Annotated in this window: 10 protein-coding genes; 3 read left to right on the forward strand and 7 right to left on the reverse strand. The window is 53.9% G+C overall.

Annotated elements, in window-relative coordinates; genetic code table 11:
- Positions 1–2 precede the first annotated feature (2 nt).
- The 6 genes from NSQ24_RS25030 to NSQ24_RS25055 are packed head-to-tail and all read right to left on the reverse strand — an operon-like array spanning position 3 to position 10,779.
- Positions 3–1,265: a hypothetical protein gene (locus tag NSQ24_RS25030; protein ID WP_122958304.1), complete on the reverse strand. Its 1,263-nt coding sequence runs from the start codon at positions 1,263–1,265 to the stop codon at positions 3–5.
- A 12-nt stretch (positions 1,266–1,277) separates the two neighbouring features.
- The gene (locus tag NSQ24_RS25035) at positions 1,278–1,913 is read right to left on the reverse strand and encodes a hypothetical protein (RefSeq protein WP_003388644.1); all 636 of its coding nucleotides are present in this window, start codon (positions 1,911–1,913) and stop codon (positions 1,278–1,280) included.
- Between the two features lie 22 nt (positions 1,914–1,935).
- The gene (locus tag NSQ24_RS25040; protein ID WP_003388645.1) at positions 1,936–3,219 is read right to left on the reverse strand and encodes a vWA domain-containing protein; all 1,284 of its coding nucleotides are present in this window, start codon (positions 3,217–3,219) and stop codon (positions 1,936–1,938) included.
- Entirely contained in the window at positions 3,216–5,573 is a 2,358-nt protein-coding gene (locus NSQ24_RS25045; protein WP_327969830.1) for a hypothetical protein, read from the reverse strand. Before NSQ24_RS25045 ends, NSQ24_RS25040 begins: the two co-directional genes overlap by 4 nt.
- 19 nt (positions 5,574–5,592) lie before the next feature.
- The gene (locus NSQ24_RS25050; RefSeq protein ID WP_243015012.1) at positions 5,593–8,982 is read right to left on the reverse strand and encodes a tubulin-like doman-containing protein; all 3,390 of its coding nucleotides are present in this window, start codon (positions 8,980–8,982) and stop codon (positions 5,593–5,595) included.
- Positions 8,983–8,994: 12 nt separating this feature from the next.
- Positions 8,995–10,779, reverse strand: a complete 1,785-nt coding sequence (locus tag NSQ24_RS25055; RefSeq protein ID WP_339166852.1) for a vWA domain-containing protein — start codon at positions 10,777–10,779, stop codon at positions 8,995–8,997.
- 355 nt (positions 10,780–11,134) lie between these two features.
- Here NSQ24_RS25055 and NSQ24_RS25060 point away from each other — a divergent pair, with 355 nt between their 5' ends.
- The 3 genes from NSQ24_RS25060 (at position 11,135) to NSQ24_RS25070 (ending at position 15,469) form a co-directional block, all read left to right on the forward strand.
- Positions 11,135–12,076, forward strand: a complete 942-nt coding sequence (locus NSQ24_RS25060; RefSeq protein ID WP_003388650.1) for a hypothetical protein — start codon at positions 11,135–11,137, stop codon at positions 12,074–12,076.
- 14 nt (positions 12,077–12,090) lie between these two features.
- Positions 12,091–13,950, forward strand: a complete 1,860-nt coding sequence (locus tag NSQ24_RS25065; protein ID WP_339166853.1) for an SH3 domain-containing protein — start codon at positions 12,091–12,093, stop codon at positions 13,948–13,950.
- A gap of 188 nt (positions 13,951–14,138) precedes the next feature.
- Positions 14,139–15,469, forward strand: a protein-coding gene (locus tag NSQ24_RS25070; RefSeq protein ID WP_122958896.1) for an IS1182 family transposase whose coding sequence is annotated in 2 segments (ribosomal slippage) — positions 14,139–14,679 and positions 14,679–15,469 — 1,332 coding nt in all. Because the reading frame shifts where the segments join, the coding sequence is not laid out codon by codon here.
- A gap of 499 nt (positions 15,470–15,968) precedes the next feature.
- On the opposite strand, the gene recQ is transcribed toward NSQ24_RS25070, so the two are convergent.
- Positions 15,969–17,759, reverse strand: coding sequence for a DNA helicase RecQ (gene recQ, locus NSQ24_RS25075; protein WP_024983003.1), 1,791 nt, complete (start codon positions 17,757–17,759; stop codon positions 15,969–15,971).
- Positions 17,760–17,994 lie beyond the last annotated feature (235 nt).

Below are 17,994 nucleotides of genomic sequence, written 5' to 3' on the forward strand. Positions count from 1 at the left end.
AATCACTCTCTCCCCTCGATGTAGTCCAGTTGGTGCAGGAGCCAGATAAACGGCTCATCTACCCGGACAGGCGTGACGACTCCGCTCACCTTCTGATTGACCGGATTGCTTCCCAATGCGGATACGGCAAAAAAGGCGGTATTGGTGAAGTAGACATCCAGCGCGTCCTTGAACGGCCGATCCACTTTTTCGATGAACCGGCGAATCTCCCCGTTGATATTTTCAAACTCGGTCAGATTCAAATGCTTCTCATGAACATAGTTGCGGAACACATTGCTGTTGGATTTGATGTACTCCCCGTCCTCTTCCTTCAGGAGGTGCAGCATGTCGCTTTTGGTCAGCACGACTGCCGTCGGGATGTGCGTCTTGCTTTCCTGCTCGTACCCGATGAAGTTTTCAAACATGGTGATGACAACCTCGCGCGGCTCGTCGTACTTGGCGGTAAACTCTCCGGGCTCATCCCCTGCATTCAACTGGATTTTGTCGCGAATCTTCCGGATCTGCAGCGGGTCTACGAGGAACAGGATGCCCGAGGAATTTTTCACGTGGGCCGCATAAATCTCCAGATACTCCCGGTCGACCATGCCCTCGCCTGCGACGTCAAAAAAGACGAGAATCAGCGGTGCGCGCTCATTGTCCTTGAAGATGAACTGGAATATAAACGGCTCCTGCCGCTTCTCTTTTTGCGTTGAGTCAAGAAGCTGCCCGCGTTCGAACAACGGTGCCTCGTAGTTTTCCCGGAACTTCCGGCTGATTTGGGCATTCAGCGGCATGCAGGCGGCGTTAAAGTGATTGGCCGTCGTGTTTTGCAAGGTATGGATCAATGACGTCATGTAGACGGATTTGCCCACCTGGGAGGCACCCACGATGGAGATGATGTTGCTGGGGGCTTTGCCGGCCGTGATCGGCAGCTCGTTGTGGCATTTGGGGCAAAGCCTCCGCTTGGTGACGACACCGTACTTGTCCGTCAGGCCGACCAGCACGTTGTCGACGACGATCCGGTTTTCCTCGGGAATTGTCTCGGGGTGGATCACGGCCTCGATCTCCTCGATGTCGTCCAGGCCGAACTTGTTTCGATACTGGTTGAGGATCACGTCCTCCTGCAGGGCGTAGTCCTCGTCGTCCTCGCGGTGGTGAGCCGCGCGAAAGACCACCTCTTCCGGAGAATACTTGGAAAAGCAGTACGGGCAGACGATATCGTAAAACGGAAGCCTTTCCTTCTGGGGCGGCTTTTTGTCAAACATGTTTTTGAGAAACGTAAGCATCTCCGTTCCCTCCTATTCGGGAATCAGTTCGTAGAGTTCCCCGTATTTTTTTCCGTCGGTAAAAAACAGCCGGATGTAGTCGTTTTTTCCGATTTCGATCTCCGGCATCAGGTTCTCTCCGGGCTCCAGGTCGGAAATGAACGCGTACTGCGTCCCGTCTTCCTTGTTTGCCGGGTAGGAGCCTTCTTTTTTGACGTAGCAAAGCACGTCCCTGGAGATCGGCAGCTCGGAAAAAATCCGGATCTGAATCGATTGATACGGGCGAAACCAGCTCTTCCTGCGCTTTACGGAATAATAGATTTTCGCCTTTCCCGTGCTGACGCGGCCGATATGATCCTCCCCTGCGGGAATGAGCATGACCGGCTTGCCATCTCTCAGCTCGCAGGGGAAAATCCGATAGGCGTAGCGTCCGATTCCTTCGACTGGCTCCCGGTAGCCCCTGTTTGCCTTGTATTCCTCCCGGGTGTACAGCTTTACATCCCGTTGCGTGAGCAAAAAGGGATCGAACGGTTCATCCAGCCGCGATTTATGCACGTAGACACAGGGAACCGACTCTGGCCAATGCCAGTTGATGACGCATTCGCTCCCCTGCACCTGGCAGGAGACGGACTTGATCAGCCGGTTATCCGTTTCTTCCATTTGTATCATCAGGCATCATGCTCCCACTCTACTAGTCAAACCGCTTCAGGCCTGGCGTTTTCGCATCGAGGCTGCTATTTGGCGAATACCTCCGCCTCGAAAAGCTTCCCGCGTCAGAAAGCTGGCCGCTTACGGGCGCCGGAATGTTTATGGTGAACAGCGTCAATACGAGCGCCAGCAAAATATCCGCAACCAACCGCAGCACCGGACCAGGCAGGCCGGTGGAGGCAAAGCCCATTTCCAGCACCAGACCGGCCAAAAGTCCGGCGACCGCGCCGCCGATGGAAAAGCTTTTGGCGATGTGCTTGTTATCGAATATGAGTCCAAGTGCGAGCCCGAGCAGCGCGCCAGTCGCGGTCAACAGCAGAACCCGTTCTACCGCGTACAGGAGACGGCCGCTGTCGCTTCCGTTCCGCTCACCCATCAGGTTGCGGTCCTGCCTGTTCAGCTCGTAAATCTGGCCGAAAGCCGAAGTCAGCTGCTCGGCGTTTTGCACATCGGTATACGTACCGCCGGTCTCTGTCGCAATCTGTTTCAAAAGCCCGGTTCCGTCAGCGCTGACCGCACTCATCCCTACCGTATGGATGGGAATGTGCTGGTCGCGGAACGGAGGAAGCGTTTTGTCCGTATCTACTCTGCTAAACCCGTCCGACATCAGTACAACGGTGCTGTTGCCCGCTCCCGAAGCAGGGTCCCGGATCAAATTCAGCGCCGTTTCCAGAGCCGCGTCAATGTTGGTGCCGCCGCCTGGTCCATCGTGATTTTCAAGCTTGTCGATCACGCCTTGCCTAACCTTGCTGTCTCCGAGCGAAACCATCGGCTGCAGGACGCTGGCCTCGTCGTTAAAGCCGATGATGGCGACCTGCATATCGTTGTCCATCCGGTTTACGACATCGGCTGCCGCCTTGAAAAGCTGGCCGTCGGGGTCGGTCTCCCGCATGCTTCCCGAGGTGTCCAGCACCATGACGATGCTGTCCGCGCCGCTGGAGCGCTGGATGTTGGAGCCGTACAGCAGTTGGAACAGCAGACCGGCCACGCCCAGCATGATAAATGTTGCCGGTACGAGCATTTTCCAGGAAAAACCGGCATAGCGCTGCCTCCAGCCCGTACCGTTCACTCTGGGTGAAATCATTTCAGCAATCAGACAAAACAGTCCGACGAAGAATGCGAACTGTCCGATATACAGGCCCATCAGCAGCCATTGCGGCATCTCGCCGGACAGCTGGTGCAGAATGATTTCCCCCACACCAAACCCGATGAGACCGCCAATCGTACTGAGCAAGACCATCAGCATGCTGATTCTTTTTTGACTCATATGGATACCCCCTTTTCCCGGCGGTGAAAAACAAAGCCGTTCGCCACATAGGAGTCGTAATATTTCTTGTTGTTGCGGTAGTACATCAGGTCACCCAGTCCGAAGCCGCCCATCAGGTGCAGCTTTTCGATGCCGCTTGTGCCCGCTTCGTGTATACACCCCTGCTTGCAGGTCCGCAGTCCCTGACCCTTCTGCATCACGTATTGGATAAAGTCGCTGTCGATGTCCGCGAAAAAGTACTTTTCTTCGTAGCGGTGCTTTTGCGAAAAGTGGAAGACCTCTACATGCACCGATGCTCTCTCCTCCAGCGCGCGGTCGAGATCCTCGAACAGCTCTTCCTTGGTCAGAACGTCTCTGTTCTCGTAGGCAACCGCCACATTGGCCCGGGCCAACAGCTCGTCTTCGAACGCCAGGGCAAACAGCGGGCTGCTTAAAATCTCCTGGCGGCACAGCGCGGAGAGCCGTTCGATCAGAGCCGACGATTCCGTTTGTCCGCCGTTTAAGATGCTCGCCTTTTGTCCAAGATAGCGATCCTCCCAGTAAAACAAGGGCCCTTTCTTTGCTTCGAGAGAGCGGATCGCCTCCCGGACAAGTGTGCCGTAATACTGGTCGATGTTTTTCCCGAGGTAGTCGGTCGCTTCCTTGACGCTTTTTTGCGCGAGCTCGCGGAGCTGCTTCTGCAGTCTTTCGAGCTGTCCCCATTCCTCCGCAAGCTGGCGGTGCAGCTCTTCTGCCTGCTGCTCGCAGTCCCGCAGCAGCCGAAGCTCCATTTCCAGTCCGAGCATTTCGTACCGTTTTCCGTAGACGAGCGGCAGCAGGTGGCGGATGAAATTTCTGACCCGGTCTTTTTCCCTTGTGAAAAACCCGCCCTTTTTAAAATCCTGCTCCTCGACTCGCTGCCGGTACAAATCCTCCCATTCGGCTCTCGTTTCTTCCAGCAGGCGGGCCGTCTCCCTGATTCTTGCCAAAAGCTCGCCGCGAATGGTGGGGAGCATCTCGTTTCCCGAAGTGAGCTGACAGGCCGCATACGGGCCGCAGCGCGGATCTTCCGCGACGTTTTCCCAAAACAGTCTGGCGAATTTCTCCTTGATTTGCAGGCTCTCCAGCTGTTTGCGGGCACGCTGCTCAAAATGCGTCTCGAAAAACGCTTGGCTGCTCCCTTGAAACAAGGCATGCTCCGCTTCTCTGAGCGTCATGCTCCTAAGCTCGGCGTAGCTGACTCCCGTCGCCATCAGGCCCGTCATTTCGTCAAGCTTGCCGCCGTCCGGCAAAATCGACTGAACGCTGCGAAGGATGTGGCGGGGTGCCAGCTCCAGCCGTTCCATCAGCCCGGCCGGATCGGGCAGGGGAGACGTCTTCATTCTTTCCAGAAGGTCGTCGTACACGTGCGACAGCACCGTCAAGGCGATCGCATCCTTTGGCTGCTTGACCTTGGAAAAACCGGCCGTGGCAAAGGCTGTCTGCACGTTGTCCACGGTGATGCTGCGGGTAAACTGGTGCTTGTTGTAGCTCTCGTTGCCTTCGCCCAGCTCCGGCTCTGCTGGTTTGTTGTTCAAAAGCACGAGACGGCTGATGATTTCGTAGTTGTCCTTTTGGCCGTTCTCGGCAAACAGGCCCCGCTCATTTTTGTCGCTGAGCAAATAAATCAGCGAAAACAGCGGGCTTCCAGCGTGAGCCACCTCAAGGGTCACGTGATCCTCCGTCACCTGCAGCGATTCTTTGAACCGGTAATCGCTCCGCTGATAATTCGTCAGCTCCTCCAGAAAGCTGACCGAAAGCGATGCGGAAAATCCGAAATCGTCGCCGCTGCTCTTCTCCTGGATCAAGGCGTAGAGATCGATAGAGACGTATTTGAACACCTCGGACAAATAGCTTTTCATCAGCAGGACAAGCTCCGGCACCAGCACGTTGGCCGGGTCATCGGCCCGCGTCACGACCGCAATGTTTACGTGCTGGACGGATGGGCAATGCCCTCCCGCCTCGGCGAGATGAATGCTGACTTTCTTCATGACCTTGTTGATCTCGACGCGCAGCGGCTCCTGCTGGTAAAACTGGCTGTATATGTCGCTTCGCAAGGTTTGCCTGCCTGCGAGCGGCTCGGGCAGCCGGCAACCGTACACACGGGGTTCGGACAGCGTTTTGCCTGAGCTCGCGTGTAAATAGAGCGCCCCTGCGTGGTTTTTCCACTGCCGTTCATTCAAGGAATAAACAGCCTGGAGCGCTTCCAGGCTGTTATCCCCGATGAAGAGGAACAGCACGGGGTTTTGTATGCTTCGCTGTCCGTTTCCGCTATCCAGTTGTGTGTCGAGGTCCGAGGCGTACTGCGTTGCGAGCTGTTCGATCAAATCCCTCATGCTTCCTCCTCATGTCCGGCTATTGCAGTGTTTTGCGCATGTCGTTTACTTTTGCCCACACTTTTTTGTAAAAATCGTAGAGCTCCTCGCCATTGACGTACTCATCCCGGTCGTATTCCAGATCGTTCTTCACTTCCTGGAAGGTGGCGGCGATCTCATCCAGCTTGCCGATCAGGGCCTGCGTATCCTCGGAGAGCGTCATGGCGTCGCTTCGCTTGCTCGCCTTCCGCTGCAGGCTGGTCAGGCGTTTCGGCTCCAGACTGCGGAGCTGCTCGTAGATCGCGTACTCCACGTGCTTGTTCACCTTCATCAGATTGACGAAAGGCTCCCACGCCTCTTCTTCCTCGTCCTTGTCGTAGACGTACAAGGCTCCCTTTTTGCAGATCGTGCTGGTGTACATCGCTTCGATGAACAGGTTGAGCAGCTCTTCTTCGCCCTGCATCGCGCTGACGATGCTCTCCAGCTCGCCGATTTTCCCCTCGATCTCTTCGTATTTGCGGACTTCCTCCTGCATCAGGCGGATCAATTCCGGGTAGCGGATGAAGTTTTCCTTCGCCATCTCTTCATTGGTGCTGCCGAAGATGTCTTTGGTGTACTCTTTCTCCAGTCCGTCCTTCATAAAGCCTTTCAGCTCGGCCAGGCAGCGCTTGATCTCGCCCGGGCTTGCCTTTTTGGCTTCCCCGTCCATTCCGCAGCCGGCGAGGAATGCTTTCAGCTCAAACGGCTTCGTGATGACGCACTCGTATCGGCTGCTTGTTTGGCTGCCCGTTCCCTTTTCGCGGATGCAGCCGTAGCGCACTGCATGGTCGAACAACTGCCGCACTCGCGCGTTGTACTCCCGCACGCGATTGTTGACGTAGACGTCTCCCCAGGATTTTTCCGGAATCGGGGACGGGAGGTAGGTCCAGTTGTTTTTCTCCGTCTGCACGAGGTGGCGGCCGATGCCCTCTTTTTCCAGAATGGTGCGCTCGTAGCTCTCCTCGTACACCTTCAGCGGCGTGTAGACAAACAGCGGGATCCCGTTCTTCGTGTTGAGCCAGAAAATCCGGTTTTTGACCTCGCTTTCCTTTACCGTAAAGCGGGAGCCGCTGATCGAGGTGTTCTGGTAGTTCTTGATCCCTTTCAGGATGCCCGGAGCCTTCACCGGCACCGACACGAAGCCCCAGGACGGGAAGTGCAGGTTGCCCAGATTGTTGCTCAGATGGAAAACCGGGATCGCCTCTTCATCCAGCTTGCCGGCAATCTTGCGTTCGACGATGCGGTCCAGCGTCTCGTCCTGGCCGTACTTGATCACGAGGAAGTCTTCCATCGACTTGGTGATCAGGTCGCCGAACTTCTCCGACAAAAACTCGCTGATCGCGCTGACGATGTCCAGCTCCTGCTCCTTCACCCACTGGTCGGAGCGCTTCAAAAGCTCGCTGGTGAAGTCGCGGATCAAATCCTCCGCCTCTTTCTCCTCCATGATCTTGTTGATCACCTTGGCGATGTCGGGAACGCCGACGACATTCCAGTAGTACGTTTTGTTGCCGGTGCGGTCGACCTCTTCGCTGCCGTTGATCAGGATGTCGCCGTTCTTTTCGAAAATTTGGTTCAGCGTGTTGAGAATTTCCGTAAATACGTTGTAAATCCGGTTGTTCTCGTCATTGAGCAGGCGGTACAGCTCTTCGTAGAACTCGATCATTTGCTCCAGCTTTTCCTGGTCGGCCAGAAGCTGGTATTCATTGATCTTCGCCTCGATGTAGGCGTTCTTTTTCTTTTCCTTGGAGATAAAGGCGCTGCGGGCGTCGCCCAGCTTTTCGTTGGCGTTCTCTCGGGCGCCCTCGATCTCGCGCGGATAGCTTTCCAGATTTGCCTTCAGTGTCTCGATGTAGGACTGGATCATTTTCAAAAGGCAGTAGCCTTTGTCCGAATGGATCAGCCGGGATGCGTAAAACGGTCCCTGCTGCGGGTGCAGGAAGACGCGGGTGATCATTTCGCCGAAGGTGGCGGTCAGCTCTCCTGGAAGCTGCTTCTTGCTCTTGATGTACTCCTCGCGCGCTTTGGCCAGATAGCCCTGCTCCAGCTCGTGGTCGATGCTGACGACCTGCTGGCTGATCACGTTGCTGTAGTTCAGCCGTTCGCTGTTTTCATAGCCGGGCAGCGGATCGGGCACGCGCTCCTCGAACTTGCGGGAAATGGAGTCGACGTCAATGCCCAGCTTGCGCGCAAACTTCTCGGCGTCCTCCTGAGTCGGAGCGACGGTAAACATGTTCTCCATTTTCTTGAACAGGCGGTACGCCAGATAGGTCGTCATCTCTTCGATCGGCAGCACAGCCGATGATGCGCCGATGACGTTGTACTGGTAGTTGGCCGCGTATGCTTTTGGCATCTGGTTGATATTGGTGCGAATGTTGCTGATATAGTCGTGAATGGCGAATTCCTCGCCAGACCGTTTTTCCTCGCTGGCCATGAAGTTGGTGATGTTCTCCGCCGTCACGTTCATGCAGTAGTCGTAGGCGTTTTCCAGCGCCTTGCCTTCCAGGTTGGTGGCGGAAATCAGATGGCACAGGTTAAACGGCGGCATTGGCGACTGGACGGTCAGCACATTGCCGTACTGCTGGCGGAAGCGCTCATTCCGCTCGTCCGCGTTCATCCAGTAATCCAGCTCTTTCAAGGCGGCGTAGCCGTTCTTCATGATGTAGTCGCGGGTGTGCGAGCTGAGGCTCTTGTTGGACAGGTTGACGTCCGGCGTGAACAGATAGCCGAGCGTGTTGACCTTGTCGACGCCCGCGCTGCCGAAGTCTCGCTCCATAATTCCGCGAACGATATAGGCGATGTCGAGGAAGCAGCCGCTGCCTGTTCCGCCGGAAATACCGGTCAAAAGAAAAACCATCAGCTTTTTGTTGGTGCCTTCGGACAGCATTTTGATCTTTTTCTCGATCGTCTGCACGACCTGCGTGATCTTGGTAAACAGAAGCAGGCGGCCAGCCTGACGGACCCCGGACGCGCCGCTGATCCCGTCGGTGATCGTCAGCTCGGGCGAGAGCCAGTCTGTGATGTACGGCTCCAGAATGCTCCTGTTTTGCAGGACGCCGCCGATCTCCGGATTGGACAGCAGGACGAATTCCGTGACCGGATCGAGGCCGATGCCCTTGTACTTCTTGTTGCGGTCGTGCTCGTTTGTCTCAAACGCGATGAACTCGATATTGTCCGGCTTTTCCTTCCGCTTCTTGGAGAGCGGGTCTACCGGCAGCTTGAAGCGGCGGTTTACCTGGTATTTCAGGCGGAGCAGCGCGTCGATCCCCGTCCCGCCGATCCCGATGACGAGCATCGGGTTGTCGATGGTATCGACACGAATCTTGTCGCTGACAATTCCTCCGCCAAGCGATACGTCCAACTGTTGGATATGTTCTCTCACTACTGCTTTCATCTTCGATCACTCCTACACGATGTAATCTACATAAACGGACTTGTTCACGCTTGTCAGTGATATTTTGATGCGGTCGTTCTTTTTCAGCTCTTTGCCCTTGCTGGCATCGAGGACGCGTCCTGCCTTCTCGATCCGGCAGCCGGAGCGGTTCTCAATCAGCAGCGTATCGTTTTTGCCCGGCAGGAAAACCACCTTCTCGGTCTCCTGGAACTCCGGTGCGAGCTGCAAGAGCTGGTGGAGCTTGACCTTTCCTTTAAATGCACTCAGTTTTTTGTACTGCGGGCTCGACTTCTCGCCCGTATCCTCATCGACAATCTCAATGGCGACCTGGCCCGTAAAGCCTTTGTTCGCCTTTTTCCAGGCAGACAGCAGATAGATCGCTCCGGCAGCCACGAGTATCAATCCGACAGCCCCCACGATCACCGCCGTCCACGGAAATGGGCTTGACTCCTCTGTATGTGAAGACGCTGGCGGCTGCGGACTCGTTGCTTTTCCTCCACCCTGCGACGCATCTACGGTAACCGGCTTCGTTTCCCGGTAAAAGCTGGTCTCCTCCGCCCTTACCTTGATCTCGTACCGGCTTGCGGCCGGGATGGTGTAGCTGCCTTCAAACCCGCTGCCGGTGTTCGTCAGATCGATCTCGCTGGTCTGCTTGCTGCTCATATCCTGGACGATCAGCTTGGCCTTCATTTTTTTGTAAAGCTCAGGGCTGACCGGCTGGCCGTTGGTCGACAGCGCCGCCTTGATCGGAATCACATCGCCCGCCTTGTACGTCTTGGACGGGAGCGGCTCCATCTCCAGCCCCACGTCGTAGTTGAAGATCAGATTGACGTTGATTTTGTCCCGGTCGGCACCCTTTACTTGCAGCTTCCATTCCCCTTGGGCAGGCTGCACGAGCTTGAGCAGCGAATACGTGCGGGAGCGGGAGAGCAGGATGTCATTGGACGGAATCGTCAGCTCCCCTCCTGCGGGGTCGAAGAGCTTCAGCTCGACCGCTTTCCCGGACGTGATCGAGATGTTTGCCTCCAGCACGCTTCCATTCGGAATGGAAATAGGTACCTCCTGGAACTGTCCGTTGGAGGTGAAGTTTTGGACCGGAACGACTTTTACCTTCGCGTGTTTGGCAAAAATTTCGCTTAGTATTTGCGGCAGACTGTCTGCTGTGCTCGTTTCAAAAAACGCGCCGCCCGTCTCCGCGGAAATTTGCTGCAGCGGAGCCCGGTTCAGCTTGCCATCCGCATTCAGCCCGATCGTATAGATGGGATAGCCTTTGTCCTTTGCCGTCTTGACTGCCGCCGCCAGCTCCTGGTCGGATTTCTGCTGGGTACGGCTGCTGGCCTTGTTCAAATAGTTGTTGCCGTCGGCCAGCAGCACGATGATCGGAGAGTGGGCCTGGTCGTGCCCGTCCTCCAAAATTTTTACCGCTTCGCCCACTCCGACCGCGATATCGGTATACGCCCCTTTTTGCAGGCTGTCGATAAATGTCTTGATATCCTTTTTGTCCTGCTCGGAATTGACATTGACCAGCGCCTTTTCCCGCTCGATCTTGTCCGTGTAGGCAACGACCCCGATCTTGTTCCCCTGGGCCGAGGTCATATCCACGAACATTTTCATCGCTTCCAGGCTGACGCCGTTTTTGTCGCTTTCCGACATGGAGTTGCTGACGTCCACCACCAGCACGGCGTCCATTTTGTCTGTGCCCGCTTGCGCAAAGCCCGTGGTTCCTCCCGAGGTCACCAGTCCCAGCAGAAGCCACAGACACAGGATGTATCGAAAGAGTGCTGTCATACGTATCATCTGTTAGAACCTCCGCTTATGTAGATTTTTGTCGAATTCATAGACCGAACGAATTTGGAAGTATTGCAAATGAAGCAATATTATGACAAGATTACCACTATATTCTACACTAACTTGGATGAAAAAGAATCCTTCGGCCTATATAACGTTATACGGGCTACTTCATTTTTTGTTACATAACTCGACAAACCAAGTTGGGAGAATGATAGAATGCTTACCTATTATATCCTTGCCGTGATCCTGCTGGTTTTGGCAGCGCGATACGTCGTGCTCCTTTTGCACAAACGAAAAAACCTGTCTGAAACGGAAGTCGACCAACATCTACTTACCTTGTTGAATGACGAGAGGGAATCCTATGAAAAAAAAGCTGGGCGTCCAGTTCAGGAAAAGCCGGAAAACCACACACGCCTTTGAGCGCTTGAAGTACTGCAAGCACTGCGAATCGTACACCGTGCTGGAGCATGAGGAGTGCGATGTCTGCGGCAGAAAAAACAGCTTCCTTTCTCTCCGTCAGCTCTCGCACATCCTGAGCCGCCGCCATTTTCAGAAGCAGCTGCTGATCCTGGGCCTCCTGATCTGTCTGGCCATTCTGAGTGCAGACACGCTTTGGCAGCTCGCAGCCGCTTCCGTTGGCGGAGTCGTATCCCTGCTGTTGTATGCGCTTCTGCAGAAAAAATATTCCATTTACGAAAAAACAAACCATTTCATGAAGTTGATCAGCAAAGAACATGGCAAGATCAAGAGCGGTCTGACCCGGAATCTGGTCGAAGTAAACGAAGACGTCGAAGCGGAGCGTTTCAAGGACGCCTACGAAAAGATCAGGGAGGTCGGCTGTCTGTTTCACTCCGATGCCGTCAAGGTGTGCAAAATCATGCTCCTCAATCGCTTCGTCCTGCGCAAGGACATGGAGCTGGAGCTGGAGACGCTGATTCCGTCTACGTATGACAGAGATTTCATCGAGTATCTCGGCGAGGTCCTCAAGGTGCAGCCGTGGCTGTTGAAGAAGTCCGTCATCGACTACGTCATCCGCTACAAGGGGAACATCTTCCTTGAAGAAAACGGCACGCGTGTGATCGGACAGGTGGCGGGCGCCGCGCTGCGGATGAAATCCTATGTCGTCATGTACCAGGATTTCATTTCCGAGTCGCTGGAGTACATCCCTCGGGAGCGCCTGCTGCGTCTGGCCAAGCTGCTCAAAGCGAATCCGGACGAGAATTGGGGCAGTCTGCGCGAAGCTGCCTCCAGCCTGATCGAAACGCGCTATTCATTTGATCCCGACTTTAAAGGTGTGCTGTGAAGGAGTTTGGTGGCATGTTTGTCTCTTCCTATCGAAAGTCGCTCTGGGTCCGCAATGCCCTCCTGGTTCTTTTCATCATCGCCGCGGTCGGGGTCGTCTGGAAAATCGGGTTCAGCCTGTACAAAGTCAGCCTGTATGAAAAGGCGCGGGGCTACTATGAGGAAAACAATCTGCTCCTCGCGGAAGAGACGTTCTCCAAAGCCAATGGCATCACCTCCATCCGGTACGGAGATGAAGCTTGGAGCCGGTCGTTGTCGGGACTGACCACGATCAGGCTGGAGCTGGAATCGCTTGCCCGTCAGGCAGATGCTGCCATAAAGGAACGGGATGACGCGCGGATGCTTGCGATATACGACGGTTACCATGGCATGAAAAGCAAATATGTGAAGCAGCAGGAGCCTCAGACTGTCTCCTTTTTCAAGGCAATATCCAACCGTCTTTCGCTGGAATCGAATATAAACAGCTACTTTTTGCAAGCCATGGAGCTGGCAAAGGGCGCACTGGAGAACAATCTAGTGCAGAAGCGTTACCGCAACGAGGAGTTTATCGCCTCGCTCGCCGCCATCCCCGACGAATACTACGGCGGTACGGACAAAAAAAAGCGGGAGTTGACCCGCTTGTTCCGCTCCTATGATGAAGCGAAGTTTGCTCATTTGACCGCTGCCGGCAGCTTTCCCGAAGTGACGGCAAGCGCGGCGAACAGCTTGCGTGCCTACAAGCAGGCAAGCATCCAGGCAGATTGGCTGGTCGCACTTCTGGAACGGTACGCAAAGGAGGAAATACGCTCGGCCATCCGTCAGGACGATTTGCCTGCCTTCATTGCGCTGGCCAAGGCATATCGAGAGATCCGGGACGTACTTCCTTCCCGCTCCGAAGCCCTCGACCAGATCGACCGTTACATCAGCAGCAAGCTTCGTCAGGCGGAGCGCTATGTCGACGCTCGACAATACGAGAAAGCGATCGAGCTGTATCGGGAGCTGAATGCGCTCGAAGACACCTCCACTCTGATCGCTGAGGCGGAAAGCCGCTGGGTGGACAATGAGCCCGTACGGCTCTTGAGGGAAAAATACCCGGACAAGGCCTATCGGTTCGTCATGTCTGGAGAAAGCCTCTGGGGTTCGCAGGTTTACGCAGTCGGACTCACTGAAGACGACGATCCGCAGCTTTACCTCGCGGCCAAAATGCCGGATGGGAATGTGCTGTATCTGGAGAAATCGGTTGGCTCGGGCGTTGCGCCATCCAAGCTGAGCCTGTCCGAAGCGCTTGGCGAAAAGGAAGCTCCGCTTATCTTTTTGGAGGCCCAAGGGAAGGAGCGCACCTACCTTTACACAGGGTTCGCCCCAGACTTGTTCAGCTCGCGACTTGCCAAAGTCTTTGAAATCGAAGGAGAAGGCTTTGCCGCAGAAAGCCCGGAGCTGATCATCGTTGACAACCCGACAGGCGAAGGGGAAGGCGAGATTGCCTTTTTCAAGCTGGAAGAAAAGGGCCTCGTGTACGAAGGCAAGAAGGATGATTACCTGTCGGAGACGGCGGAAGGCGAGGACAATGCATCGGGGGAAACCGGAGACGATGCTCAGGATGAGTCGCAGCAAGATACACCTCAAGATTCCCGGCACGACCCGCAAAATCAGGGCCGGGGAGACAGAACGCCGACGCCCGGCAAAACATCAGACGGCTCTCCGGCCGCCGAAGAAGCCCCGCCCGATATCGCAAATGCCGGAAATGCGATCAAGATGTACGCAGGTCCTGGCGAACAGTATGAGCAGGTCGGCCAGATTCCCGCGAACGGGTCGGTCACGATTCTCACGGAAGCGGATGGCTGGTACCAGGTGTCGTTTGAAGGGAAAAAAGGGTGGATCAACACGGTTCCGTAGGGACGCCTTCTTGCTTGGCATGGAAGAACGCAGAGATTATTCTGCGTTCAGGCTGTCGAGAAAGTCGACAGCCATTTTTATTCCCCTGTATTTTATGACGACACCGCGTTAATGTGTTATAATATTCTTGTAATTACATTTACTGGCGGGTGATTATTGTGCTTTCCTCTAATGAAAAAAAGCAACAAATGCAATATGAATTTGTATGCCTTGATGAGTTGGTCCCGGAGGACCATTTGCTACGAGTTATTCAAAAGCATGTAGACTTCTCTTTCATCCGAGAAAAAGTACGCCAATACTATTGTGAAGATAACGGTAGACCAGCCATTGATCCGGTGGTTTTATTTAAAATGATTTTCATTGGATACCTTTACGGTATCCGGTCAGAAAGACAACTCGAAAAGGAAATTCAGACGAATATCGCTTACCGCTGGTTTCTTGGCCTTTCACTAACAGATCGAGTTCCAGACCACACTACCATCAGTTGGAATCGTCGAACTCGTTTTAAAAACACAAATGTTTTCCAAGAGATTTTTGATGAAATCGTTCGCCTTGCTATCCAACATCGCATGGTTGGCGGACGTGTTTTGATAAGTGATTCCACTCATCTGAAAGCAAATGCGAACAAACGTAAATTTAAGAAGCATGTTATTGAAAAATCTAGTCGAGCCTACCTTAGTGATTTAGAAGCAGCCATTAATGAAGACCGTGAAGCACACGGAAAAAAGGATTGAAGCCTAGAGAGGATGTGAAGGAAGAAAAGGAAATCAAGGTGAGTACTACTGATCCGGACAGTGGTTACATGGTTCGTGACGGAAAGCCTGAAGGCTTTTTCTATCTCGATCATCGGACAGTCGATCATAAGTACAATATCATAACTGATGTACACGTGACTGCGGGTAACGTTCATGATTCTGTTCCTTATGTAGATCGGCTACAACACCAAATTGAGAAGTTTGGGTTTACAGATACCATTGAAGCCGTTGCATTGGATGCTGGCTATTTAACTACTCCAATCTGCAAGGCTCTGCACGATCTAAATATCTTTGCCGTCATTGGCCATCGAGCTTTTTCACCTGTTAAAGGCCTTATCGCCAAATGGCGGTTTAAATATGATCCCGAAAAGAATGTCTATATTTGCCCCCAAAAACATGAGCTTGCTTATTCGACAACTGACCGTAACGGATACAGAATGTATAAGTCAAATAAAGAAATATGTAAGGCATGTCCGATGCTCACTATGTGTACACGGTCAAAAAATCACCAAAAGGTGATAACCAGGCATGTATGGGAAGAGAGTAAAGAATGGGTTCGACAGAACCGCTTAAGTAAGTCAGGAAAATACCTATACAGGTTGAGATACCAAACGATAGAGCGAAGTTTTGCAGATGCCAAAGAACTGCATGGACTTCGCTATTGTAGGTTGCGCGGACGTGAAAATGTCCAAGAGCAAGCGTTGCTGACAGCAACCGTTCAAAATATAAAAAAGATAGCACTCCACCTTGCAAAGGCATGTTAGGTGTGGTGCTATCTAAGACTTCCAGCACTTCGTGCTCAATTTTATTGTTATGAAAGAAGAAACTCCAACATATTGTGGGGTTTCTCGACAGCCTGAACGCAGAGATTATTCTGCGTTCTTTTTTTGCTCGGTCGCTTGGCTCCGGCCCTATCGGCATATTTCCCCTTATCGCTTGATCTGTCCCTCCATCCTTTAATTTATAGTGGTACCGGCTTCCCTGTTCTTTACAAAGTTTGCGTGCTCTTGCTCTGTCAAATATGGCTTAACTCGCTCTGCGATTAGTACTGGACACCCGGGGTTTTGGAAAAGCCGGAATGCCTGGAGGCGGCACGGTTTGCTCCGGCTCACTGCGCTAAAAAACAAAAAACTACCGTTTGCACGGCAGTTTTTTATCCTGTAATTGAAAGATCAGTATGAAACGATGTTTAACACTGTTTCTTACTGAAGTTTCATAGTCAACATATCCTTATAGCCGTCAATCCCGCCTGTTGCGAATAAATTATTGCGAACCTACTCCCGCCTTTGCTTGCGCATAATCCTGCAGACAATCCAAAAAAGCCTGGCCGTACTTCTCAAACTTGGCCGCCCCAACCCCTTTCACGGTCAGCATCGTCTCTCTATCAGTCGGACAAAGCTGGCTCAGCTCCTTTAAGGTGCTGTCGTGGAAAATGACATACGGCGGCACGCCTTCCTTCTGCGAGATTTCTTTGCGAAGCTGTCGCAGGCGCTCGAACAGCTCGTCGTCCTCCTCACGCTTGACCGGACGGATGAGCACCTTTTGCCACACCTGCTCTTCCCCTCTGAGCACAGGCAGTGCCCTGTCGCCCAGGGCGAGGGTCGGGTACTTGCTTTCCGTCACGCGCAGGTAGCCCTCGGCGATAAACAGCTCGATCAGGTCGACGATCTGCTTTTCCGTGTAATCGCTCATCAGGCCGTAGGTCGGCAGCTTTTCAAAGCCGAATTGCAGCACCTTTTTGTTGCGGGAGCCCTTCAGTACCTGGGCGACGAGTGAAGCCCCGAAACGCTCGCGCATCCGCTTGACGCAGGAAAAGACCTTCTGGGCCTCCAGCGTGACGTCGGCCAGCTCAGCGTCATTGGTGCAGTTGCCGCATTTGCCGCACTCCGGCGCCGAGTGGTCGCCGAAGTACCTTACGATGTACTGCTGCAGGCAGCGCGGCGTCCGGCAGTAATCGATCATGGCGTACAGCTTTTTGTATTCGTGCTCTTTTCTCTCTTCCCCGAGCGGATTCTGCTCGATGAAGAACATCTGCGTCTGGATATCCTGCGAATGAAAGAGCAGGATGCATTCGCTCGGCTCTCCGTCCCGTCCGGCGCGGCCCGCCTCCTGGTAGTAGGCCTCCAGGTTTTTCGGCATGCTGTAGTGAATGACGTACCGGACATTGGACTTGTCGATGCCCATGCCAAATGCGTTGGTGGCGATCATGACCTTGGCGTCGTCGAAGAGAAACGCGTCCTGATTGCGGGCCCTTTCCGCCTCGGACAGACCGGCGTGGTACCTGGTGACGGAAAAGCCCCGCCCATCGAGGAATTCATACAGCGCATCGACGTCTTTGCGCGTAGATGCGTAGACGATCCCGGATTGCTGCCGGTTTGCCTCCAGGTAATCGAGGATAAACCGGCGCCTGTCTTCCCCCTTTCGCACGGAAAGGTGGAGGTTGTCCCGGCCAAACCCGCTGATGTAGACGCGCTCATCCTGCAGCGTGAGCAGTCTTTTGATGTCCTCGGTGACCTCGGGCGTAGCCGTAGCCGTCAGGGCAGCGACTACAGGCCGGACGGGCAGCGCTTGGATGAAGCGGGAAATCGCGAGATAGCTCGGGCGAAAATCATGCCCCCATTGGGAGACGCAATGCGCCTCATCGACCGCTACCATGGAGATGGGCAGCTCGCTTGCAAGGGATAAAAAGCTCTCCGTTTCCAAACGCTCCGGGGCTACGTACAGCAGCCTGTACGTCCCTTCCCGGGCTTTTCTCATCCTGTCCCGCACCTCTGAGGAATCCAGCGTGCTGTTGATCTCCGCAGCCGCGATCCCCATGCTGACCAGCGCGTCCACCTGGTCCTTCATCAAAGAAATCAACGGGGAAATGACAATCGTGACTCCGTCAAACAAGAGGGCCGGCACCTGATAACAGATCGACTTTCCGCCCCCGGTCGGCATGATGCCCAAAGTGTCGTGGCCGGAAAGAAGACTCGCGACAATCGTTTTTTGTCCTTCGCGAAAGGCAGTGTATCCAAAATAGTTTTGCAAGACTTCTTCAGCTTGGTGCAACAAAGAGAATTCACCTTCTCTTCTGAGTTTTTATCCTGTTATTTCTATTAGTGTATAGAAAGTGTTTGAGACAAAACAAGAGAAGGTCGGAACTTCCAGAAAAAAAAGCACCGCATTGGGAGAGTCCTGCAAAAGTCCACCTAATATCTGTAAACCGTAACCCTAGTGCCCTTAGGTACTGGGGTTTTAAGTATCGAGAATGTAGCTGTAGTGGGGAGAAGCATGTTTCCGATCTGCG

Source organism: Brevibacillus sp. FSL L8-0520 (genome assembly GCF_037963895.1).
GTDB lineage: Bacteria > Bacillota > Bacilli > Brevibacillales > Brevibacillaceae > Brevibacillus > Brevibacillus borstelensis.